Raw genomic sequence first — 17,281 nt, 5'->3', positions numbered from 1 at the left:
GACGCCGGAAGCGGCTCGATGGTTCACCGAAACGCCCTGCTCATTTTCCGTTGCCCGTGGCACACTTCTGACGTTCCGTCAGATCCAGTGCTGTGGAGGGATGTTGTCGCGGACACGCACACCTGTGGTCACCGATTGGTTCACCGGGGATGGGGACGGCTTCCGGCTGCTCGGCACGCGTTGCTCGGCGTGCGCCTCGGTCTTCTTCCCGCGTGAGGACGGCCACTGCCGCAATCCGGGCTGTCCGGGCGGCGATCTGGAGGAGGTCCCGCTGTCGCGGCGCGGCCGTGTCTGGTCGTACACGGACAGCCGGTACCGGCCACCGTCACCGTATGTGAGCGATCCGGAACTTCCGTGGGAACCGTACGCGTTGATCGCTGTGGAGCTGGAGTCCGAGCGGATCGTGGTGCTGGGACAGGCGGTTCCCGGGATCACCGTCGCCGATCTGACGGTGGGCATGGAGGTGGAGGTCGTCCCCGGTGTGCTCGACGAGGACACGGAGACGACCTGGACGACCTGGCACTGGCGGCCTGTGGGGGTGACGGCATGACGGGGGACGTGGCGGTGCTCGGCGCGGGCATGCACCCCTGGGGAAAGTGGGGGCGGAGCTTCGTCGAGTACGGGACGGCGGCGGCCCGGGCGGCGCTCGCCGACGCCGGGTTGGAGTGGCGGGACGTCGGCTCGATCGTCGGCGCGGACACCGTGCGTGGCGGATACCCGGGGTATGTGGCGGGCGCGACGTTCGCGAAGGCGCTGGGCTGGCAGGGCGCCCGGGTGGCGAGCGTGTACGCGGCATGCGCGTCCGGGGCGCAGGCCGTCAACGCGGCGCGGGCGCAGATCCTTTCGGGGCTCGCGGACGTGGTGCTGGTCGTGGGCGCCGACGCCGCGCCCAAGGGGTTCTTCCGGCCGGCCGGCGGGGACCGGCACGACGATCCGGACTGGCTCCGCTTCCGGGTCCTCGGGGCGACGAACCCGACGTACTTCGGGCTGTACGCGCGCCGTCGGATGGCCCTCTACGGGGACACCCCGGAGGACTTCGCCCAGGTGAAGGTGAAGAACGCCGCCCTGGGCGCGCTGAATCCGTACGCGCGCTACCGCAAGCGGGTCTCCGCCGAGGAGGTCGCCGCCTCGGCGGTGGTCGCCGATCCGCTGCGGCTGCTCGACATCTGCGCCACCTCGGACGGCGGGGCCGCCCTGGTGCTGTCGAGCATGGAGTTCGCGCGCCGGCACGGGTCGGCGGACCCGGTGCGGATCCGCGCGGTGTCCACGGTGACTCCGCGCTATCCCAACACGGTGCTGGACCTCCCGGACATCGCCACCGACTCCGCGGCGGGCGCGCCACCGCCGGACGAGACCTTCCGGGCGTCGATAGCCGGCGCGGCCTACGAGGAGGCGGGCATCGGCCCCGAGGACCTCTCCCTGGCCGAGGTCTACGACCTGTCCACCGCCCTGGAGTTGCAGTGGTACGAGGACCTGGGGCTGTGCGCCGAGGGCGGGGGCGCCAAGCTGCTGCGGGAGGGCGCGACGGCCCTGGGCGGGCGCATACCGGTGAACGCGAGCGGTGGACTGGCCTCCTTCGGAGAGGCGGTGCCGGCCCAGGCGATCGCCCAGGTCTGCGAGGTGACCTGGCAGTTGAGAGGCGACGCGGGTGACCGGCAGGTCGCGGGGGCGCGGGTGGGGATCACCGTGAACCAGGGGCTGTTCGGGCACGGGTCGGCGGTGCTGGCGGTGCGGTGAGCGGCGGAGTGCCGCCCGACCGGCGTGATCGGCCCGCAAGGTGCGTGAACGTCTTATGAACTGGGCCTGGGCGTACGCCGGTGGCGTCATCATGCTGCCGTGCGCTCCAGGACGGACACTCTCCGCTTCGCCTTCCAGCCGGTGGTCAATCTGACCACCGGTGGAATCGCGGGCCTTGAGGTGCTTGTCCGCCCGGAGACCGGCGACATCCTGGCCGAGGCCCGCCGCGATCCCGAACTCGACGGCAAGCTCGCCGTGTTGGCGGTCCGCGCAGCCGCCCGCAAGGAGACGCTGCTGCCGCTGCACATCAATGTGTTCGCCGGCACCCTCGCCGACCTCGGCGGGCTCACCGCACTGCACAGCGCGGTCCGGGAGGCGGGGCGGCTGCCGTGGGAGGTGACGGTCGACATCGTCCCGCCGTTCACGCACGTGCCGCGACGGGCGCTCCTGGAGGCGGTGTCCGCGCTGCGCGGCCAGGGGTTCCGGATCAGCGCCGACGGCGTCGGCGACGGTGACGTACCCCTGCGGCTGCTCACGGACCTCGCGCCCGACCTGGTGAAGCTCGACGCGTCGCTGCTGGAGCGGCCGGCCGCGGTGCGCGCGATGCGGACCCTGTGCGAGGAGTTGGGCGCACTGCTGTCCGTGGAGGGCGTGGAGACCGAGACGCAGTGCGCTCAGGCCCGGGCGGCCGGGGCCCAGTTGGCCCAGGGCGAGCTGTTCGCGCCACCGACTCGGATTCCGGCGGCGGACGTATACGTTCCGCCGCGTGCCCCCGGTCTCGCCATGACGCCGCCGTCGGGGCCGTGGGTGCGGGAGTTCGTGCGGCCGGCCGCGCTGCTGCCCGACACCGCGTCCGCCGGCCAGGTGCGGGCGCTGCTGACCGGCTCGCCCGACGTCTCCGGAGTGGTGCTCGTGGACCGGGACGGGGTGCCGGTCCAATCGGTGCACCGGTCCCGCTTCCTGCTGTCGATGTCGGGGCGCTACGGCCACGCCCTGTACGCCGACCGGCCCGCGGCCAGGCTCGGGCACGTGCCGCGGACGGTCGGCGTCGACGCGACCGCCTGGGAGGTCCTGGACGTCGTCGCGGTCGGCGACGCGGACCGTACGTCGGACGACGTGGCGGTCGTCGACCGGTACGGGCGGTGCGTGGGCGTCGTACGGCTGGCGGACCTGGTACGGGCGCTGGCCGAGACGCGGGTGGAGGAGGCGGCGGGTCTCAATCCGCTGACCAGGCTGCCCGGTTCGGACGCGATCACCGGTGAGGTGGACCGGCGGATCGCCGACGGGCTGACGTTCGCGCTGAGCTGGCTGGACGTCGACCACTTCAAGCAGGTCAACGACGGGGCCGGTTTCGCGGCGGGCGACGAGTTGATCCGCTCGGTCGGTCGAGCGCTGCAGCTGACGGCGTCCGGGCACACGCGCGTGGGGCACATCGGCGGGGACGACTTCCTGGTGCTCACCGATCCGGAGGGACTGCAACCGCTGGCCGCGGCCGTGCTGGAGGTGCCCTGGGTGGCCGGCGGCAGCGCCGTGACGCTGTCCCTGGCCACCGTGGTGTGCGTGCCGGGCAGTGTGGCCGACCACCGGCAGGCGGCGGCGTCGCTGGCTCCGCTGAAGCAGGCGGCGAAGGCGCTGGACGGCACGAGCTGGGTGCTGGGCCGGGCGGGGGTGGACGGGTACGAGATCCTGTGTGGCGCCCCCACGGCGCCCGTACGGGCCTCCCGTACGGCGGCGGGTCCGCACGGACACTGAGCCGATCCGGCGGCGTCCTACGGGGCTCCAGGGGCCGTCAGGGCGGGTGTCACCGTTGCCGTCCGCGACCTTGACGCTCCTTCGGCACCGGTGAACACTTCCCGGTGTCGGTCGACATCGCCGTACATTCTCGGCGTACCAGGCACTGCGCCGCGCGGGCCGCACCCGCGCTCAGGCCCACTCCCCCATGGGCGATCTCGGCTGCGACGGCACGCTCGTCACGGACGCCGGGCGGGGCTCGGGACCCTCCCCGCCTTCGGCTGAAGTCGCCAAGGGAACCGCACCCTGCACGGAGGACCGGGGCCGATCGTCCCGGGCCCGGGCCTAGGAGCCGCCATGAGCAACGGAGACATATTCGTCGGTGAGGTCATCGGCACCGCGATCCTGATCCTCTTCGGCGCCGGCGTGGTCGCCGCCGTCGTACTGAACTACTCCAAGGCACAGAACTCCGGTTGGATCGTCATCGCCTTCGGATGGGGCTTCGGCGTGATGGCCGGGGCGTACACGGCGGCGCCGCTGTCCGGCGGGCAGCTCAATCCGGCGGTCACGATCGGCATCGCCATCGACACCGGGAAGTGGGACAAGGTCCCGCTCTACATCGCGGGCCAGATGGTCGGCGCCATGCTCGGCGCGGTGCTGTGCTGGCTGGTCTACTTCGCGCAGTTCCAGGCCAACGCCGAGGAGGAGATGGCGCAGCCCACGCTCGGGATCTTCTCCACCTCGCCCACGATCCGCAATGTCGTGGCGAACCTGATGACGGAGATCATCGCGACCGTCGCGCTGGTCCTGCCGATCCTGGCCTTCGGGCTCACCAAGGGGCTGGGCGAGTCCGGTACGGCGGTGCTGGTCGTCTCGTTCCTGGTGGTCGGCATCGGTCTGTCGCTCGGCGGGCCCACCGGGTACGCCATCAACCCGGCCCGTGACCTCGGCCCCCGCATCGTCCACTCGCTGCTGCCGATCCCCAACAAGGGGACCTCGGACTGGAGTTACGCGTGGATCCCGGTGGTGGGGCCGCTGATCGGCGGGGCGCTCGCCGGAGTCATCTTCAACGCGGCCTTCTGACAACAGACTTCGAGCAGTCATCCAAAAAGCAGCCCTCTGAAGGATCCGAAGGAAACGACAAAGGGGTCGTCATGACGGACAGGTTCGTCGCCGCAATCGACCAGGGCACCACCTCCAGCCGCTGCATCGTCTTCAACCAGGACGGCGCGATCGTCGCCGTCGACCAGCGCGAGCACCGCCAGATCTTCCCCAAGCCGGGCTGGGTGGAGCACGACGCCACCGAGATCTGGTCCAAGGTGCAGGCGGTGGTCGCCGGGGCGATCGCCAAGGCCGGACTCCGTGCCGACCAGCTCAGCGCGCTCGGCATCACCAACCAGCGCGAGACGACGGTCCTTTGGGACCGCGCCACCGGCAAACCCGTGCACAACGCCATCGTGTGGCAGGACACCCGCACCGCGGCTCTGTGCAAGCAACTGGGCGGCTCGGACGGACCCGACCGGTTCCGCGAGCAGACCGGACTCCCGCTCGCCAGCTACTTCTCCGGGCCCAAGGCGGCCTGGCTGCTCGACAACGTGCCCGGCCTCAGGGACCGCGCCGAGCGCGGCGAGATCGCCTTCGGGACGATCGACTCCTGGCTGATCTGGAACCTCACCGGCGGCACGGACGGCGGCCGGCACGTCACCGACGTGACGAACGCCGGGCGCACCATGCTGATGAACCTCGAGACCCTCCAGTGGGACCCGTCCATCCTCTCCGCGATGAACGTGCCCGAGGCGATCCTCCCCGAGATCAGGTCCTCGGCCGAGGTCTACGGCACCGCGGTCGGCCAACTCGCGGGCGTGCCCGTGGCGTCGGCCCTGGGCGACCAGCAGGCCGCCGTGTTCGGGCAGGCCTGCTACGACGTGGGCACCGCCAAGAACACCTACGGCACGGGCAGCTTCCTGCTGCTCAACACCGGGAACCGGCCGGTGCCTTCGAAGAACGGGCTCCTCACGACGATGGGCTACAAGATCGGCGACGAGGCGCCGGTCTACTGCCTGGAGGGATCAATAGCCATAACCGGCGCCCTCGTTCAGTGGTTCCGGGACCAGCTCGGCATCATCCGCAGCGCCGACGAGATCGAGCCCCTGGCCGAGAGCGTGGACGACAACGGCGGCGCGTACATCGTGCCTGCGTTCTCCGGCCTGTTCGCCCCCTACTGGCGCTCGGACGCGCGCGGAGTCGTCACCGGACTGACGCGGTACGTCACGAAGGCTCACCTCGCGCGCGCGGTGCTGGAGGCGACGAGCTGGCAGACGCGGGAGGTCGTGGACGCCATGTTCCAGGACTCCGGGGTGCAGATCACCACCCTGAAGGTGGACGGCGGCATGACCAAGAACAACCTGCTGATGCAGCACCAGGCGGACGTGCTCGACGTACCGGTGATCCGGCCCAAGGTCTCCGAGACGACCTGTCTGGGCGCCGCCTACGCGGCCGGGCTCGCCACCGGTGTGTGGAACGGCCTGGACGAGCTGAAGTCGCACTGGCAGAAGGACGTCGAGTGGACGCCGTCCATGGAGTCCTCGGTGCGCGACCGCGAGTACCACAACTGGCGCAAGGCCGTGGAGAAGAGCTTCGGCTGGCTGGAGGAGGGCGACAACTAGGCACACGCGCGTGCGTGGTTGATGAGCCACACGCGCGTGCGTCCTTCGAGGAGCTGCGGCTCGTACCCCGGTCGGCGGAGGTACGGGCCGCGCCCGCGGCTCAGCTGGTGACGCTCTGGCGGCGCTTCGCGCCGTAGGCCATCGCGTGCTGGACGACCTCGATGAGGACCTCCTTGACCGAGGACCGGTCGCGCGCGTCGCACAGCATGAGCGGTACGTCCTGGTCGAGGTCCAGGGCCTGCCGTACGGTCTCCACCGGGTAACGGGCGGCGCCCTCGAAGCAGTTGACGCCGACGACGAAGGGTATGGAGCGCCGCTCGAAGTAGTCGAGGGCGGCGAAGCAGTCCTCCAGGCGGCGGGTGTCGGCCAGTACGACGGCGCCGAGCGAGCCCTCGGAGAGCTCGTCCCACATGAACCAGAAGCGCTCCTGACCCGGCGTGCCGAACAGGTAGAGCACCAGGTCGTCCCGCAGGGTGATGCGGCCGAAGTCCATGGCCACGGTGGTGGTGTGCTTGCCCTCCACACCACTGGTGTCGTCGACCGGACGCCCTGCCTCGGTGAGCAGTTCCTCCGTGCGCAGCGGCCTGATCTCGCTGACCGCGCCGACGAGGGTGGTCTTGCCCACGCCGAAGCCGCCGGCCACCAGGATCTTGAGCGTGACGGGCTCGACCGGAGGCTTGCCTCGCTCAGAACGCCCGAAGATCATCGATCTCTTCTCCTGCTTGATGGGGGGGCGGGTCGGGTTCCGCGCCGCTCAGAGTGCCCGGAGGCCGCTGATGACGTCGCGGAGAATACTCTCGTCGACCAGTTCGGCCGGGGGTACGGGCCGTGAGACATGGACCAGTTCCTCGTCCACGAGGTCTCCGATGAGGACCCGTATCACGCCGACGGGCAGGTCGAGTTCGGCGGCGAGTTCGGCGACCGACTGCGGGGCGTCACGGCACAGTCCGACGATGTCCACGTGCTCCGGGGACAGCGCCTGGTCCGCTTCGGAGTCGTCCGCCCGGGACTCCGCGACCACCACCGCGATCAGGTCGAGGCGGTGCTGTCCCGCACTGGTGGTACGGCCGCGCGTCATCGCGTACGGACGGACGACCGGTCCGGCCTCGTCGTCGAACCAGTGGCCTCTTCCCTGACCGTCTCTGCTCATGTCACTTCACTACCCGCCGGAGGACAGATCGGTGCGCGGAGCAGCGCCGAGATGCACACCGACCCGCTTCACGAGCAGTGTCATCTCGTAGGCGACCTGTCCGACGTCCGAGTCCGCGTCGGCGAGGACGGCGAGGCAGCTGCCGTCACCGGCCGCCGTCACGAACAGGAAGGCCTCGTCGAGCTCCACGACGGTCTGCCGCACGCTGCCCGCCTCGAAGTGCCTGCCGACGCCCTTGGCGAGGCTGTGGAAGCCGGAGGCCACGGCGGCCAGGTGTTCGCTGTCCTCGCGGGTCAGGTCCTGGGACACGCCGGTGGGCAGACCGTCACCGGAGAGCACGATCGCCTTGCGGATGCTGGCGACGCGCTCGACGAGGTCGTCGAGGAGCCAGTTCAGCCCGCGCTGGTCGGTCGTGCCGTGGCCGGTCGCCTTTGGTGCGGTCATCGACCGTCCCCCTTAGTTCCTTGTGCTGTGCCGCCTTGGACGTCGTCGTCCTCGGCGTTCTCCTCGCGGCCACGCTGCCAGCCGCGTTGGAGCGAGGCCATGCGGCTGCGTACCTCGTCGGCGTCGCGCTCCACGACCTCCGCCGGGCTCGTGGTGCGCCGTTCGGGGTCCTTCTTCAGCTGCGGGGCCAGGTTGGCCTGGCGCACACGTCTGGGCAACGCTCCGGTGTCGGGCCCGGTTCCCCCCGGTGAGGTGTCGGAGTCGGGAGCGCTGGACGCGATCTCGGCGCGCCGGGTGCGTCTGGGCAGGGCGGGGGCCTCGGACGGTTCGCCGGGTCCACGCCCCGGGGAAGCCTCGGCGCGCCCACCGGGCACGTCGGTACGGCGCCGTAGCGGCGTGTCTCCGCGCCGCCGGGCCGGCAGTGGTGCCGGGCCCTCCGGGTCGGCTCCGCCGGGGGTCGTGGAGACGCCGTCGAAGCCGCCGTCCGAGGAACCCTCCGGGTCCCTTCGGGAACGCTGTTCTACGACCGGACGCCCATGGGAGCTCACCAGCTTGGGCGTCCGGCGCCGGGGCAGCGGGAGCGGTTCGCTCCGGTGGGCGTCCGCGTCCCCGCGCGGTCCGTCGTGGGCCTCGGAGACCGGCTGACGGGGGTCTACGGGGCGGACGGGGGTGAGGTCGTCCCGGAGGCCCGGGCGGCGCGGACGGAAGGCCTCGCCGCGCTCGCCGTCCTCGTCGAGGGCGTTCGGGAAGCCGGCGAGGGCGTCCAGGTCGACCGGGGCCTCCAGTTCGACCGGCCCGTCCAGGAGGGCGGGCGGCAGGCCGGGAAGTTTCACGGGCACCTGGGAGAGCGCGGAGCGGTGGCTCTCCTCGAACTCGGCCTCCTTCGTCGGCTGGGGCCGGTCGAGGCGGAAGCCGATGCCGTTGGTGTCCGGGACCTCGTCGCTCAGCAGCGCGTCGGGGATGAACACGACGGCGGTCGTGCCGCCGTACGGCGAAGGCTGGAGCGAGACGCGGACGTTCTGTCGCTGGGCGAGCCGGCTGACCACGAACAGGCCGAGCCGGTCGGTGTCGGAGAGTTCGAACTCGGGTGTCTCGGCGAGCCGGAGATTGGCGTCCAGGAGCGCTTCGGCCGCCATGCCGAGGCCGCGGTCGTGGATCTCCAGGGTGAAGCCGTTGGCGACCCGCTCCCCCAGGACCTGGACGGCGGTGTGCGGCGGGGAGAACACCGTGGCGTTCTCCAGGAGTTCGGCCACCAGGTGGGTGAGGTCGGCGACGGCGGGGCCGGTGACGGCGATCCGCGGCAGCCGTCGGACCTCGATGCGCTCGTAGTCCTCGACCTCGGCGACAGCCGCGCGGACGATGTCCATGAGCTGGACCGGCTTGCGCCACTGCCGGGACGGGGCGGCCCCGGAGAGGATCACCAGGCCCTCGGCGTGACGGCGCATACGGGTCGTCAGGTGGTCGAGGCGGAACAGGTCGGCGAGTTCGTCGGTGTCCTCGGTCCTGCGCTCCATGGTGTCGAGCAGGGTGAGCTGCTTGTGCAGCAGGACCTGGCTGCGCCGGGCGAGGTTGACGAAGACCTCGGAGACGCCGGAGCGCAACTCGGCCTGTTTCACGGCGGCTTCGACGGCGGCGCGCTGCAGGGTGTTGAGGGCCTGGCCGACCTCACCGATCTCGTTGCGGTCGTACTCCAGGCGCGGGACCTCGGTCTCCACGTCGACGACTTCGCCCACCGACAGGCGGCGCATCACGCTGGGCAGCCGGACACCGGACGCCTCGTGGGCGTCCAGGCGGAGTTGGCGCAGGTCGCGGATGAGGCCGCGGCCGATGCGCACGGACAGGAAGAGCGAGAGGAGCAGGGCGATCAGGCCGAGGACACCGGCGACGGCCGCCTTGAGGATGACGTTCATCGCGACGGGGCGGACGCGGTCCTGATAGCGGTCGTTGGCCTGGTCGTCGAGGGTGCCGAGCTTGTCCAGCACGGCACCGGCCGCGGTGTTCCAGGTCTGCGCGGTGACGTTGCGGGGTTCGCCGGACCCGGAGGAGGCGGCGGCCTGTTCGGCCACGCGGAGCGGGGCGCTGGCCGCGTTCTTCCAGAAGCGGTCGAAGTGGTCGCGCTCCGACGAGGGCAGCAGCGGCAGGTTGACGTCGTACATCAGGGTGCGCTGGGCCACCAGGTCGGAGACCGCGCGGGTCTCGTCCCGGGTGAGTTTGCCGACGATCAGCGAGGAGCCGAGCAACGCGTCCTCACGGGAGAGGAGTTCACGCGCGCGTGCGAGGTTGACGAGGGCGCGGTACTGCTTGTCCATCTCCACGTTGTCGACGACGTGGAGGTTGGTCAGCAGCACATAGCAGGGGTCGACCAGGCGGTTGTAGAGATCGAGGGCCTGGGCGCGGCTCACGGTCCCGTCCTCGACGCTGCGCCGCAGGGACTCCAGGCCGTCGAAGGCGTCGAGGACGGCGGAGACGCGGCTGTCGGTGGTCTGGCCCATCGCGTCGCGGACGTCGGGGTTCCGGGCGTTCTTGCGGATCTTGGCGACGGCTTCGTCGGTCGCGGTGCGGCTGCGCTTCAGGTCGGTGAGGCCGTCGGCCGCGCGCGGGTCGGCGAGATAGACCAGCGACTGGCGCCGTTCCTGCTGGATGACGCGGACCGTGTCCTCGGTGGGGTAGCCGATCTTCTCGACGACCGACGACACGTTGAACAGGTCTCCGGCCGCCCGGCCGGTGAGGACCGTGGCGAACGCCCAGATCGCGGTCAGGGACACGAGCGGCACGAGAAGGAGCGCCACGATCTTCCGGCGGATGGACTTCCCGCGAAAGCGCATGGCCTCCCCCAGCTGGACCCCCGCCGGCCGGGGGTACACATGTGCGTCAACAAACGGCGCGAGCCTACTACTGACACACAGGTAACTCGAAGAGCTGTCCGGAGCGTGAACTTCCGCACCAGGGACCGGACATGGGGAGGTGTCAGGGCATTACGGGAGATTGCCGCCCTGATTCCGCGAGGTTCGCCTGACCTGACCGGATCGACCCGGTTGGCCAGTTGGCTGGAAATTTTCGTTCCTTGGGAATCTTCGTGGGATGTTGTTCGTCTTTCTCTACGGGATATGGGTGCGGAACCGGCCACAGGAGTCGCATCCGCATCCGGGCGGCGTAAAACAGGGCAGGCCGGGCACCCACTGGGGAGCCGGAGTCTTCGGACTCGGGAGCGAGTGGTGTACCGGCGGTGGGGAGGACACGTTGATGGGCACGGCGGAGCGGCAAGAGACGCTTGAGGACGGCGTGACGGCGCGGTCGACGGGGGACGGCGAGGCTCCGGCGCGCTCGGGCGCACCGAAGGCGGCGGGGTTCGAGAGGCCGCGCGCGGCCCGCGCGACAGCCGAACAGCAGGAGTACTACAGGCCGTTGTGGATCGAGGAGCCCGCGCGTCGGCGCCGGCTGCCCGATCCGGTGCGTACGGCGGCGGTGCGGGCGGTGCTCATCATCGCCGTGACACTGATCCAGGCGACGGTGGCCTTCCTGTGCACGATGGCCGGGTCCTGGCTGGCGTTCCCGATGGTGATCAGCAGCGTGGTCAGCACGGTGGTGGCCACCTGGGGCGTCCTCGACGTCTGGGTGACCCGCCAGATGTGGAACCAGCGCAACGGCGTCGTCTCGGAGCCCAGCAGCACGGCCCGGGCCCTCCGCCGCGAGCGGCGTCGGGCCCAGCGTCAGGCGAAGGCCACCCGGCGGGCGCAGGAGCGGATAGCCCGCAAGGGCGGCGCCGGGCAGCTGTCCCAGTCCCACTCCTGAGGTCCGGTCACGGACGACGTTTCCTACGGGGCGGTCGGCGCCGGTCGCTTGAACATCCGGGTCGCGGTGATTTCGCTGTGCACCGACTCGCCCTCTCCGGCGGGGGCCTGCTGCGGCAGTCCCGGCCGGAGATGTTCCTCCACGCTGATGTACTTGAGGCCGGCTCGCAGGTCGGCGTCGTTGCGCAGCCGGATGACCAGCGGGAACTCGGCCAGTGCCGTCGTGTCGAACAGGCCGGTGGTGTACAGGAGTTGGACACCGAGCGCGTCGGACACGGCGCGCTGCAGCTCCAGCAGATAGGTGGCGTTGGCCCGCCCGATGGGGTTGTCGAGGAAGAGCGTGCCGGCGTGCCGGTGCTTGTCGCGGCCCCGGTCGTTCGAGCGCAGCGCGGCCATCGTGCAGTACAGGGCGATGGCCGCGGTGAGAAGCTGACCGCCTGAGAACACGTCACCCATCTGCCCGACGGGCACCCGCTCGGCACGCAGTACGGCGTCCGGCTTGAGGATCTCGACGGCGACGCCCTTGGGCTCCAGGGCGGCACCAACTCCCCGCAGCAGCAGGGACATTCCGTCGCGCCGCATGTCGGAGTTCTTCTTCACGGCGGCCCGGGTGGCCTCGTCGACGACCTCGCCGAGCCGCTCGGTCAGCGTGGCCTGGTCGGGCTCCTCGAAGCGGATGCGGAGGAACTCCTGCCCGGACCACTCGCCGAGCCCCTCCGGCAGCCGGGACAGCCGCTGCGCGGACCGCAGGGTGGCGAGCGCCGACTCGACGAGCCCGCGGAGCCGGTCCACGATCGAGTCGCGGTTGCGCTCCAATTGCGCCAACTCGTCGGTGAGGACCCGGAGTCGGGGCGCGAAGGCGTCAGCCCACTTCTGCGCGTGCTCGGGCAGCGAGGACGCCGGCAGCTCCCGGATCTGCTGCCGCGCGGGGGTCCGCACCTGCTCGTACCGCGTGGAGTTGGCGTGCCGCACCAGCACATCGCTCGCTTCCCGTACGGCGCCCTCGGCGGCGGAGAGGTCGGATGCGCAGCCGCGCAGCGAGCGGCGGGCCTCGGCGGCGGAGTGCCGGGCCTCCTCCAGGCTGCCCGGGTACGGCTCGGGCTCCTCCTGCTCCTCGTCCGAGGAGTGCTCGCGCAGCAGGTCCCGCAGCATCGCGGCGGTCTCGTCGAAGCCGCCGGCGCCGTCCTCGGCGGCGCGGTGGGCGTCGAGGAGTTCGGCGTGCGCCTCGCGGGCCTGGCCCAACGCGTCGGTGCGGGAGGCGAGTTCGGCCGTGGCGGTGCGCAGCAGGGCCTGGGCGTGCTCGGCGTCGCGCGGAACCAGCTCCTCGGCCAGCTCGGTGTGCGCCTCGCCGTCCTCGGGCGCGTGCCGCTCGGCCTCGCCGCGCAGCCGCCCGAGCTGCTCGCTCGCGTTCGACACCCGGGTCTCCAGCAGCTGCACCAGTTCCTCGGCGCGCGCCGCGGCGGCCTGCCGGGACGGCCCGTCGGAGCCGTCGGGCGACTCCAACAACTGGGCCGCGCGGGTGCGGACCTTGTTGCTGAGCCGGTCCAACTCGGCGATCGCCGCGCTCTCGTCGCTCTCCGCCCGCGCCTGCTCGGCCCGCAGATCGGCGCCGACGCCGACCTTCTCGTAGAGCTGGGACGCGGCGCGATAGGCCTCGCGCAGGGCGGGCAGCGACGGCTTGGGAGCGTCGGGGCCGTTTGCCGGTACGTCGTCGGGGGCGCCGGCGATCTCGGAACGCTCGGCGCGCAGCGCACGGGCCGTACGGCGCGCGTCGTCCGCCGCGCGCTGGGCGGCTCGGCGGTCCTCGTCGGCGGCGCGGGCCCGCTCCAGGCAGGACTGGGCGCGGGCCTCCGACTCGGTTGCCTCGTCGGCGAGTTCACGCAGTTTGACCTGCCAGCCGGCGCGTTCGCGCAGCCGGAAGGCGAGTCCGGCGAGGGCGTCGGCGGCACGGCGGGCCTTCTGCGCGGTCTCCTGCCGTTCGTCGCGCGCCTGGGCGGCCTCGGCGGCGGCTTCGTCGGCCTCGGCCCGCAGGGTCCGCGCCTCGGCGAGCTCGGCCTCGGCCTCCTCGGCGAACGCGCGCGTGTCCCGCGCGGACTGCGCCAGTTCGACCAGCCGCCCGCTCGGACATCCGGTGCGCCAGGACGCGAGCCGCGCCGCCAGCTCCCGATCCTTGCCGAGCCGGGCGGCGAGCGTGCGGATCTCCTCGTCCCGCTCGGTGGCCCGCGCGCGCAGCGCCTGCCGCTCCTCGTCGGCGGCGTGCTCGTCGTGCATGGCGGGGTTCGGCGGTACGAGGAAGACGTCGCTGTTCTGTACGTCGGCCGCCGGAGTGGGGGCGAGCAGGGCGGCGGCCGTGCCGACGGCCACGGCGGACCGGGGCAGCAGGGCCGCGTCGCTGAGCGCCTCGCGGGCACGCGCGTGCGTGTCCGGGTCGGTGATGATCACACCGTCGACCAGCTCGGGCCGGGCGGCCAGCACGCGCGCGTGGTCGACGGGGTCGACGGCCTGCGCGAGGTAACGCCAGCCGGGCAGGGCCGGGATGCCGTGCTCGCCCAGGTACTCGACGGTGGCCAGCACGTCCGGGCCGGGCGGCAGCAGCCCGCCGTCACCGAGCGCCCCGAGGATCCGGGAGTCGTCGGCGGCGGCGGTACGCAGATCGAAGAGCTGCCGCTCGCTGGAGGCGACCCCGTCGTCGAGCAGCTCGCGCAACTCGTCGGCGAAGCGGTCGAGTTCCTCGGGGGTGAGGGGGCCTTCGGCGAGGGGGCGGGAGGGGTGGGTGGTATCGGAGTGGCTGACAGGGGTGGCGTGGGCGGCGGAACTGCCGCTCGCCGCAACCTCGTTGGCGCCACGCGGCACAGGCACGACACCGGCACCACCAGCACCAGCACCAGCACCAGCACCAGGCAGGCTCAGCAGCTCCGCGAGCCGCTCCTCCCCCGCCAGTCCCTCCGCGAGGCGCCGTTCCGCGTCGTAGGTCCGCTCGGCGGCGGTCGCGGCGTCGGACGCGCGGGCCGCCGTCAACTCCGCGCGGGACTCGGCGGAAGCCGCTTCACGCGCGTGCTCGGACGCCCTGCGGGATGCCTCGCGCGCGGTGTCCCAGGCGGCTACGGCCGTCTTCTCGGCATCGCTCGCCGCGAGGGCCGCGCGTGCCGGGTCGGCGTCGGGGGCGCTGTCGTCGAGCCAGCCCGCGCGTACCGCCTCGGCGGTCTCCTGCTCGACCTCGGACAGGCGCTGGCGCAGATGCCCGATCTCGCTGCGGGCGCGCTGTGCCTCGGTGGCGGCGGAGGTAGCGTCCCGGTGCGAGGTCTCGCCGACCTCCTGGAGGGCGGCGGAGCGCTCCTCGCCCTCGTTGGCGAGGTTCTCGGCGTTCTCCGCGGCCTCGTGCAGGGCCCGTACGAGATCGACGGCGGCCTTGGCGCGGGCGGCGAGCGCCGGTGCGGCGTCCCGCTCGGCCTCGCGGATGGCGACGGCCACGCGCGCGGACCGGTCGGATGCGGCGCGGTGGCGCAGGACGGCCTCGGCGGCCTGCCAGGCGGAGTGCAGGGTGCGGGCGTCGGCGAGTTCGCGCTTCTGCGCGGCGGCGGACTTCTCCGTCGTGGCGAGTGCCAACGAGGCGTGCCTGTAGGCCAGTTCGGCGGCGATCAGCGCGCTGCGCTCACGCGCCCCCTCGGAGTGCGTGACGGCGTATGCGGCGGCGGTGACCCGCTGGGCGAGGTCGGCGGCCCGCAGCCGCTCCTGCGCGCCCCGCGCGGACAACCGCCGTGCCAGGGTGCGGGTACGGCGCTCGGCGCCGGCGTGGATGTCACGCGCGCGTGCCCGTCCCTCGGCGGCCTCGACGATCCGGCCGAGCAGATCCACTGAACCGGCCGTGAAGTCCCGCTCGGCGATCAACTCGGCGCGCCGCCCCAGCTTGTTGCCGAAGCCGCCGACCAGGTCGGCGAGCCCGTCGGTGTCGCGGGTGTCGGTGACCGCGCGGAGCAGCAGGTCGGTGAAGTCGGAGTCCTTCTTGACCGCGAAGAGGCCGGCGGCCTCGCCCTCGTCGGCGTTCATCTCCCGCTGGTAGCGGAAGAGTTCGGGGTCGAGGCCCAGGTCGCCCAGGTGCTCGATCCAGCGGTCGTGGATCTCCTCCCAGTGGACTTCGAGGTGCGGATACGCCTTGCCGGCCTCGGTGATGGCGTCCCGGAACCCCTTCATGGTGCGCCGACGGCCCTGAGCGCCGGACGCGCCCTCCACGGGCGGCCGTACGGAAGTGGCCTCGGCGACGGGGAGGTTGTCCAGGCTGAGTCCCGGACCGGGCCGGAACGAGTACCAGGCCTCGGCGAACTTCCGCGGGTCGTTGGAGACTTGGCGCCCCCGCCACTCGCTGACCTTGCCGACGACCACGCACTCGCCGGTCAGCGTGTGCTGCCACTCCAGGGCGACATGTCCGCAGTCGTCCGCGAGGAGGAACTTACGCAGCACGCCGGAGCTGGCGCCGCCGAGTGTGTTGCGGTGACCGGGCAGCATCACCGAGAAGATCAGCTTGAGCAGGACAGACTTGCCGCCGCCGTTCTCCAGGAAGAGCACACCGGCGGGCGCGGGGCGGCGCGGCGGCCCGACCGGCTCGTCCTCGAAGAACTCCGCCTGGGTGGGGGCGGGGTCGGGCACGGGCTTGCCCACGCCTCGCAGGTCAAGCACGGTGTCGGCGTAGCGCGCACCGGCGGGCCCGATGGAGTAGAGGCGGACCCGGGACAGCTCGTACATGGCGGACTCTCGTCGTAAGTCTTCGGCAGGTGTGGGGGGTCGTAGGTCTTCTGGAGGGGCTGGTGCTCAGGAGTGGAACGGCAGTCCGGCGTCGGCCACCAGCTCCAGGTCCTCGGTGTCCTCGGCGGGCAGCAGGCTCGCGGTGCCGTCGGTGACCGGGACGACGCCCAGTTCCAGCAGCTCGGCCATGGCGGCGCTGCCGGCCATGTCACGCACCTGGAGCTGGTAGCGGGCGGTCGTGCGGTACGTGCCGCCGTTGTCGTCGCCCGTGCGCTGGAGGAAGCCGGAGTCGGTGAGGAACGCGGCGGCCTTGCCGACGATGCCGGTGGTCGAACCGGCGAGTCTGCGGGCGTCCTTGGTGGCTCCGGTCGAGCTGCGTCTGACCCAGATCCGCCAGGCGGCCTCCAGGCCGGGCGCGTCGGTGGCCGGGTCGGTGTTCATGCCCTGCTCGTCGGCCCGCTCCTCCAGGCGCCGACAGGCCTGCCGCACGAAGGCGTCGACCCCGTTGACCGTGACGCGCCCGATGTAGCCGTCGTCGGCCAGGTCCTCGGGGCGCGGGAACGCCATCGCGGCGACGGAGAGATGCGCGAGCCCGTGCAGGAAGCGGTCCCCGGAGTCGGCGGCCGTACGCCGCGCGTAGTCGCCCATCCGCACGGCGAACACGGAGTCCTCGGCGGCGGTCACGGCCATCCCCGCGCGCGGGGACACCTCCAGGACGACCAGGCCGAGCCCGGCGGCCACGGCGTCGGCGAGCCGGGCGAACGGCGGGTCCTCCCGGTACCGGCGGAGCAGCTCCGCGTATTCCTGGTCCCGCGCGGGCTGCAGTTTGGGCTGCAACCCGAACGCGACGAGCCGCGCCGCGTCGGCGGCGTCGGCGGGCGTGATGACGGCGGTCACCGGCGCGGCGGCGGCCTCCGGCTCACTCCATTCGACGTGCTCGCTCACGGTTGGGGCTCCTTGCTGAGGTTCTTCATGCAGCGGTCGTTCACATAGCGGTGGTTCACGTCGCAGTCGTTCATGCC

General features: G+C 72.1%; 12 protein-coding genes. 6 read left to right on the top strand and 6 right to left on the bottom strand.

Features of this window, described 5'->3' with window-relative positions; translation table 11 throughout:
* The first annotated feature begins 124 nt into the window (after nt 1–124).
* The 5 genes from SSP08S_RS05115 (at nt 125) to glpK (ending at nt 6,134) form a co-directional block, all read left to right on the top strand.
* Nucleotides 125–550 carry a Zn-ribbon domain-containing OB-fold protein gene (locus SSP08S_RS05115; protein ID WP_019066495.1) on the top strand — a complete coding sequence of 142 codons (426 nt, stop codon included), beginning with the start codon at nt 125–127 and terminating at the stop codon, nt 548–550.
* Complete coding sequence (locus tag SSP08S_RS05110) at nt 547–1,737, top strand: lipid-transfer protein (protein ID WP_019066494.1); 1,191 nt, start codon at nt 547–549, stop codon at nt 1,735–1,737. The genes SSP08S_RS05115 and SSP08S_RS05110 overlap by 4 nt, the downstream gene beginning before the upstream one ends.
* A gap of 99 nt (nt 1,738–1,836) precedes the next feature.
* Nucleotides 1,837–3,489: a GGDEF domain-containing protein gene (locus SSP08S_RS05105; protein WP_019066493.1), complete on the top strand. Its 1,653-nt coding sequence runs from the start codon at nt 1,837–1,839 to the stop codon at nt 3,487–3,489.
* Between the two features lie 336 nt (nt 3,490–3,825).
* Nucleotides 3,826–4,551 carry an MIP/aquaporin family protein gene (locus tag SSP08S_RS05100; protein ID WP_019066492.1) on the top strand — a complete coding sequence of 242 codons (726 nt, stop codon included), beginning with the start codon at nt 3,826–3,828 and terminating at the stop codon, nt 4,549–4,551.
* 71 nt (nt 4,552–4,622) lie between these two features.
* Entirely contained in the window at nt 4,623–6,134 is a 1,512-nt protein-coding gene (gene glpK, locus SSP08S_RS05095; protein ID WP_019066491.1) for a glycerol kinase GlpK, read from the top strand.
* Between the two features lie 100 nt (nt 6,135–6,234).
* Here the strand turns inward: glpK and SSP08S_RS05090 are convergent, their stop codons facing one another.
* The 4 genes from SSP08S_RS05090 to SSP08S_RS05075 are packed head-to-tail and all read right to left on the bottom strand — an operon-like array spanning nt 6,235 to nt 10,553.
* The gene (locus SSP08S_RS05090) at nt 6,235–6,840 is read right to left on the bottom strand and encodes a GTP-binding protein (protein WP_019066490.1); all 606 of its coding nucleotides are present in this window, start codon (nt 6,838–6,840) and stop codon (nt 6,235–6,237) included.
* 48 nt (nt 6,841–6,888) lie between these two features.
* Nucleotides 6,889–7,284 carry a DUF742 domain-containing protein gene (locus tag SSP08S_RS05085; RefSeq protein ID WP_019066489.1) on the bottom strand — a complete coding sequence of 132 codons (396 nt, stop codon included), beginning with the start codon at nt 7,282–7,284 and terminating at the stop codon, nt 6,889–6,891.
* Between the two features lie 9 nt (nt 7,285–7,293).
* Nucleotides 7,294–7,728 carry a roadblock/LC7 domain-containing protein gene (locus SSP08S_RS05080; RefSeq protein WP_019066488.1) on the bottom strand — a complete coding sequence of 145 codons (435 nt, stop codon included), beginning with the start codon at nt 7,726–7,728 and terminating at the stop codon, nt 7,294–7,296.
* Nucleotides 7,725–10,553, bottom strand: coding sequence for a nitrate- and nitrite sensing domain-containing protein (locus SSP08S_RS05075; RefSeq protein WP_019066487.1), 2,829 nt, complete (start codon nt 10,551–10,553; stop codon nt 7,725–7,727). The genes SSP08S_RS05080 and SSP08S_RS05075 overlap by 4 nt, the downstream gene beginning before the upstream one ends.
* Nucleotides 10,554–10,971: 418 nt before the next feature.
* Between SSP08S_RS05075 and SSP08S_RS05070 the strand changes: the two genes are divergently transcribed.
* Complete coding sequence (locus tag SSP08S_RS05070; RefSeq protein ID WP_026178184.1) at nt 10,972–11,520, top strand: hypothetical protein; 549 nt, start codon at nt 10,972–10,974, stop codon at nt 11,518–11,520.
* Between the two features lie 23 nt (nt 11,521–11,543).
* On the opposite strand, the gene SSP08S_RS05065 is transcribed toward SSP08S_RS05070, so the two are convergent.
* Together SSP08S_RS05065 and SSP08S_RS05060 are read right to left on the bottom strand one after the other, a co-directional pair.
* Nucleotides 11,544–16,259: a hypothetical protein gene (locus SSP08S_RS05065; RefSeq protein WP_019066485.1), complete on the bottom strand. Its 4,716-nt coding sequence runs from the start codon at nt 16,257–16,259 to the stop codon at nt 11,544–11,546.
* A 66-nt stretch (nt 16,260–16,325) separates the two neighbouring features.
* Complete coding sequence (locus SSP08S_RS05060) at nt 16,326–17,204, bottom strand: hypothetical protein (protein ID WP_019066484.1); 879 nt, start codon at nt 17,202–17,204, stop codon at nt 16,326–16,328.
* Between the last annotated feature and the right edge of the window lie 77 nt (nt 17,205–17,281).

Source organism: Streptomyces hokutonensis (assembly GCF_000376565.1).
Lineage (GTDB): Bacteria > Actinomycetota > Actinomycetes > Streptomycetales > Streptomycetaceae > Streptomyces > Streptomyces hokutonensis.
Note: the sequence above shows the minus strand (reverse complement) of the source record. Positions and strands in the feature narration are given on the sequence as shown.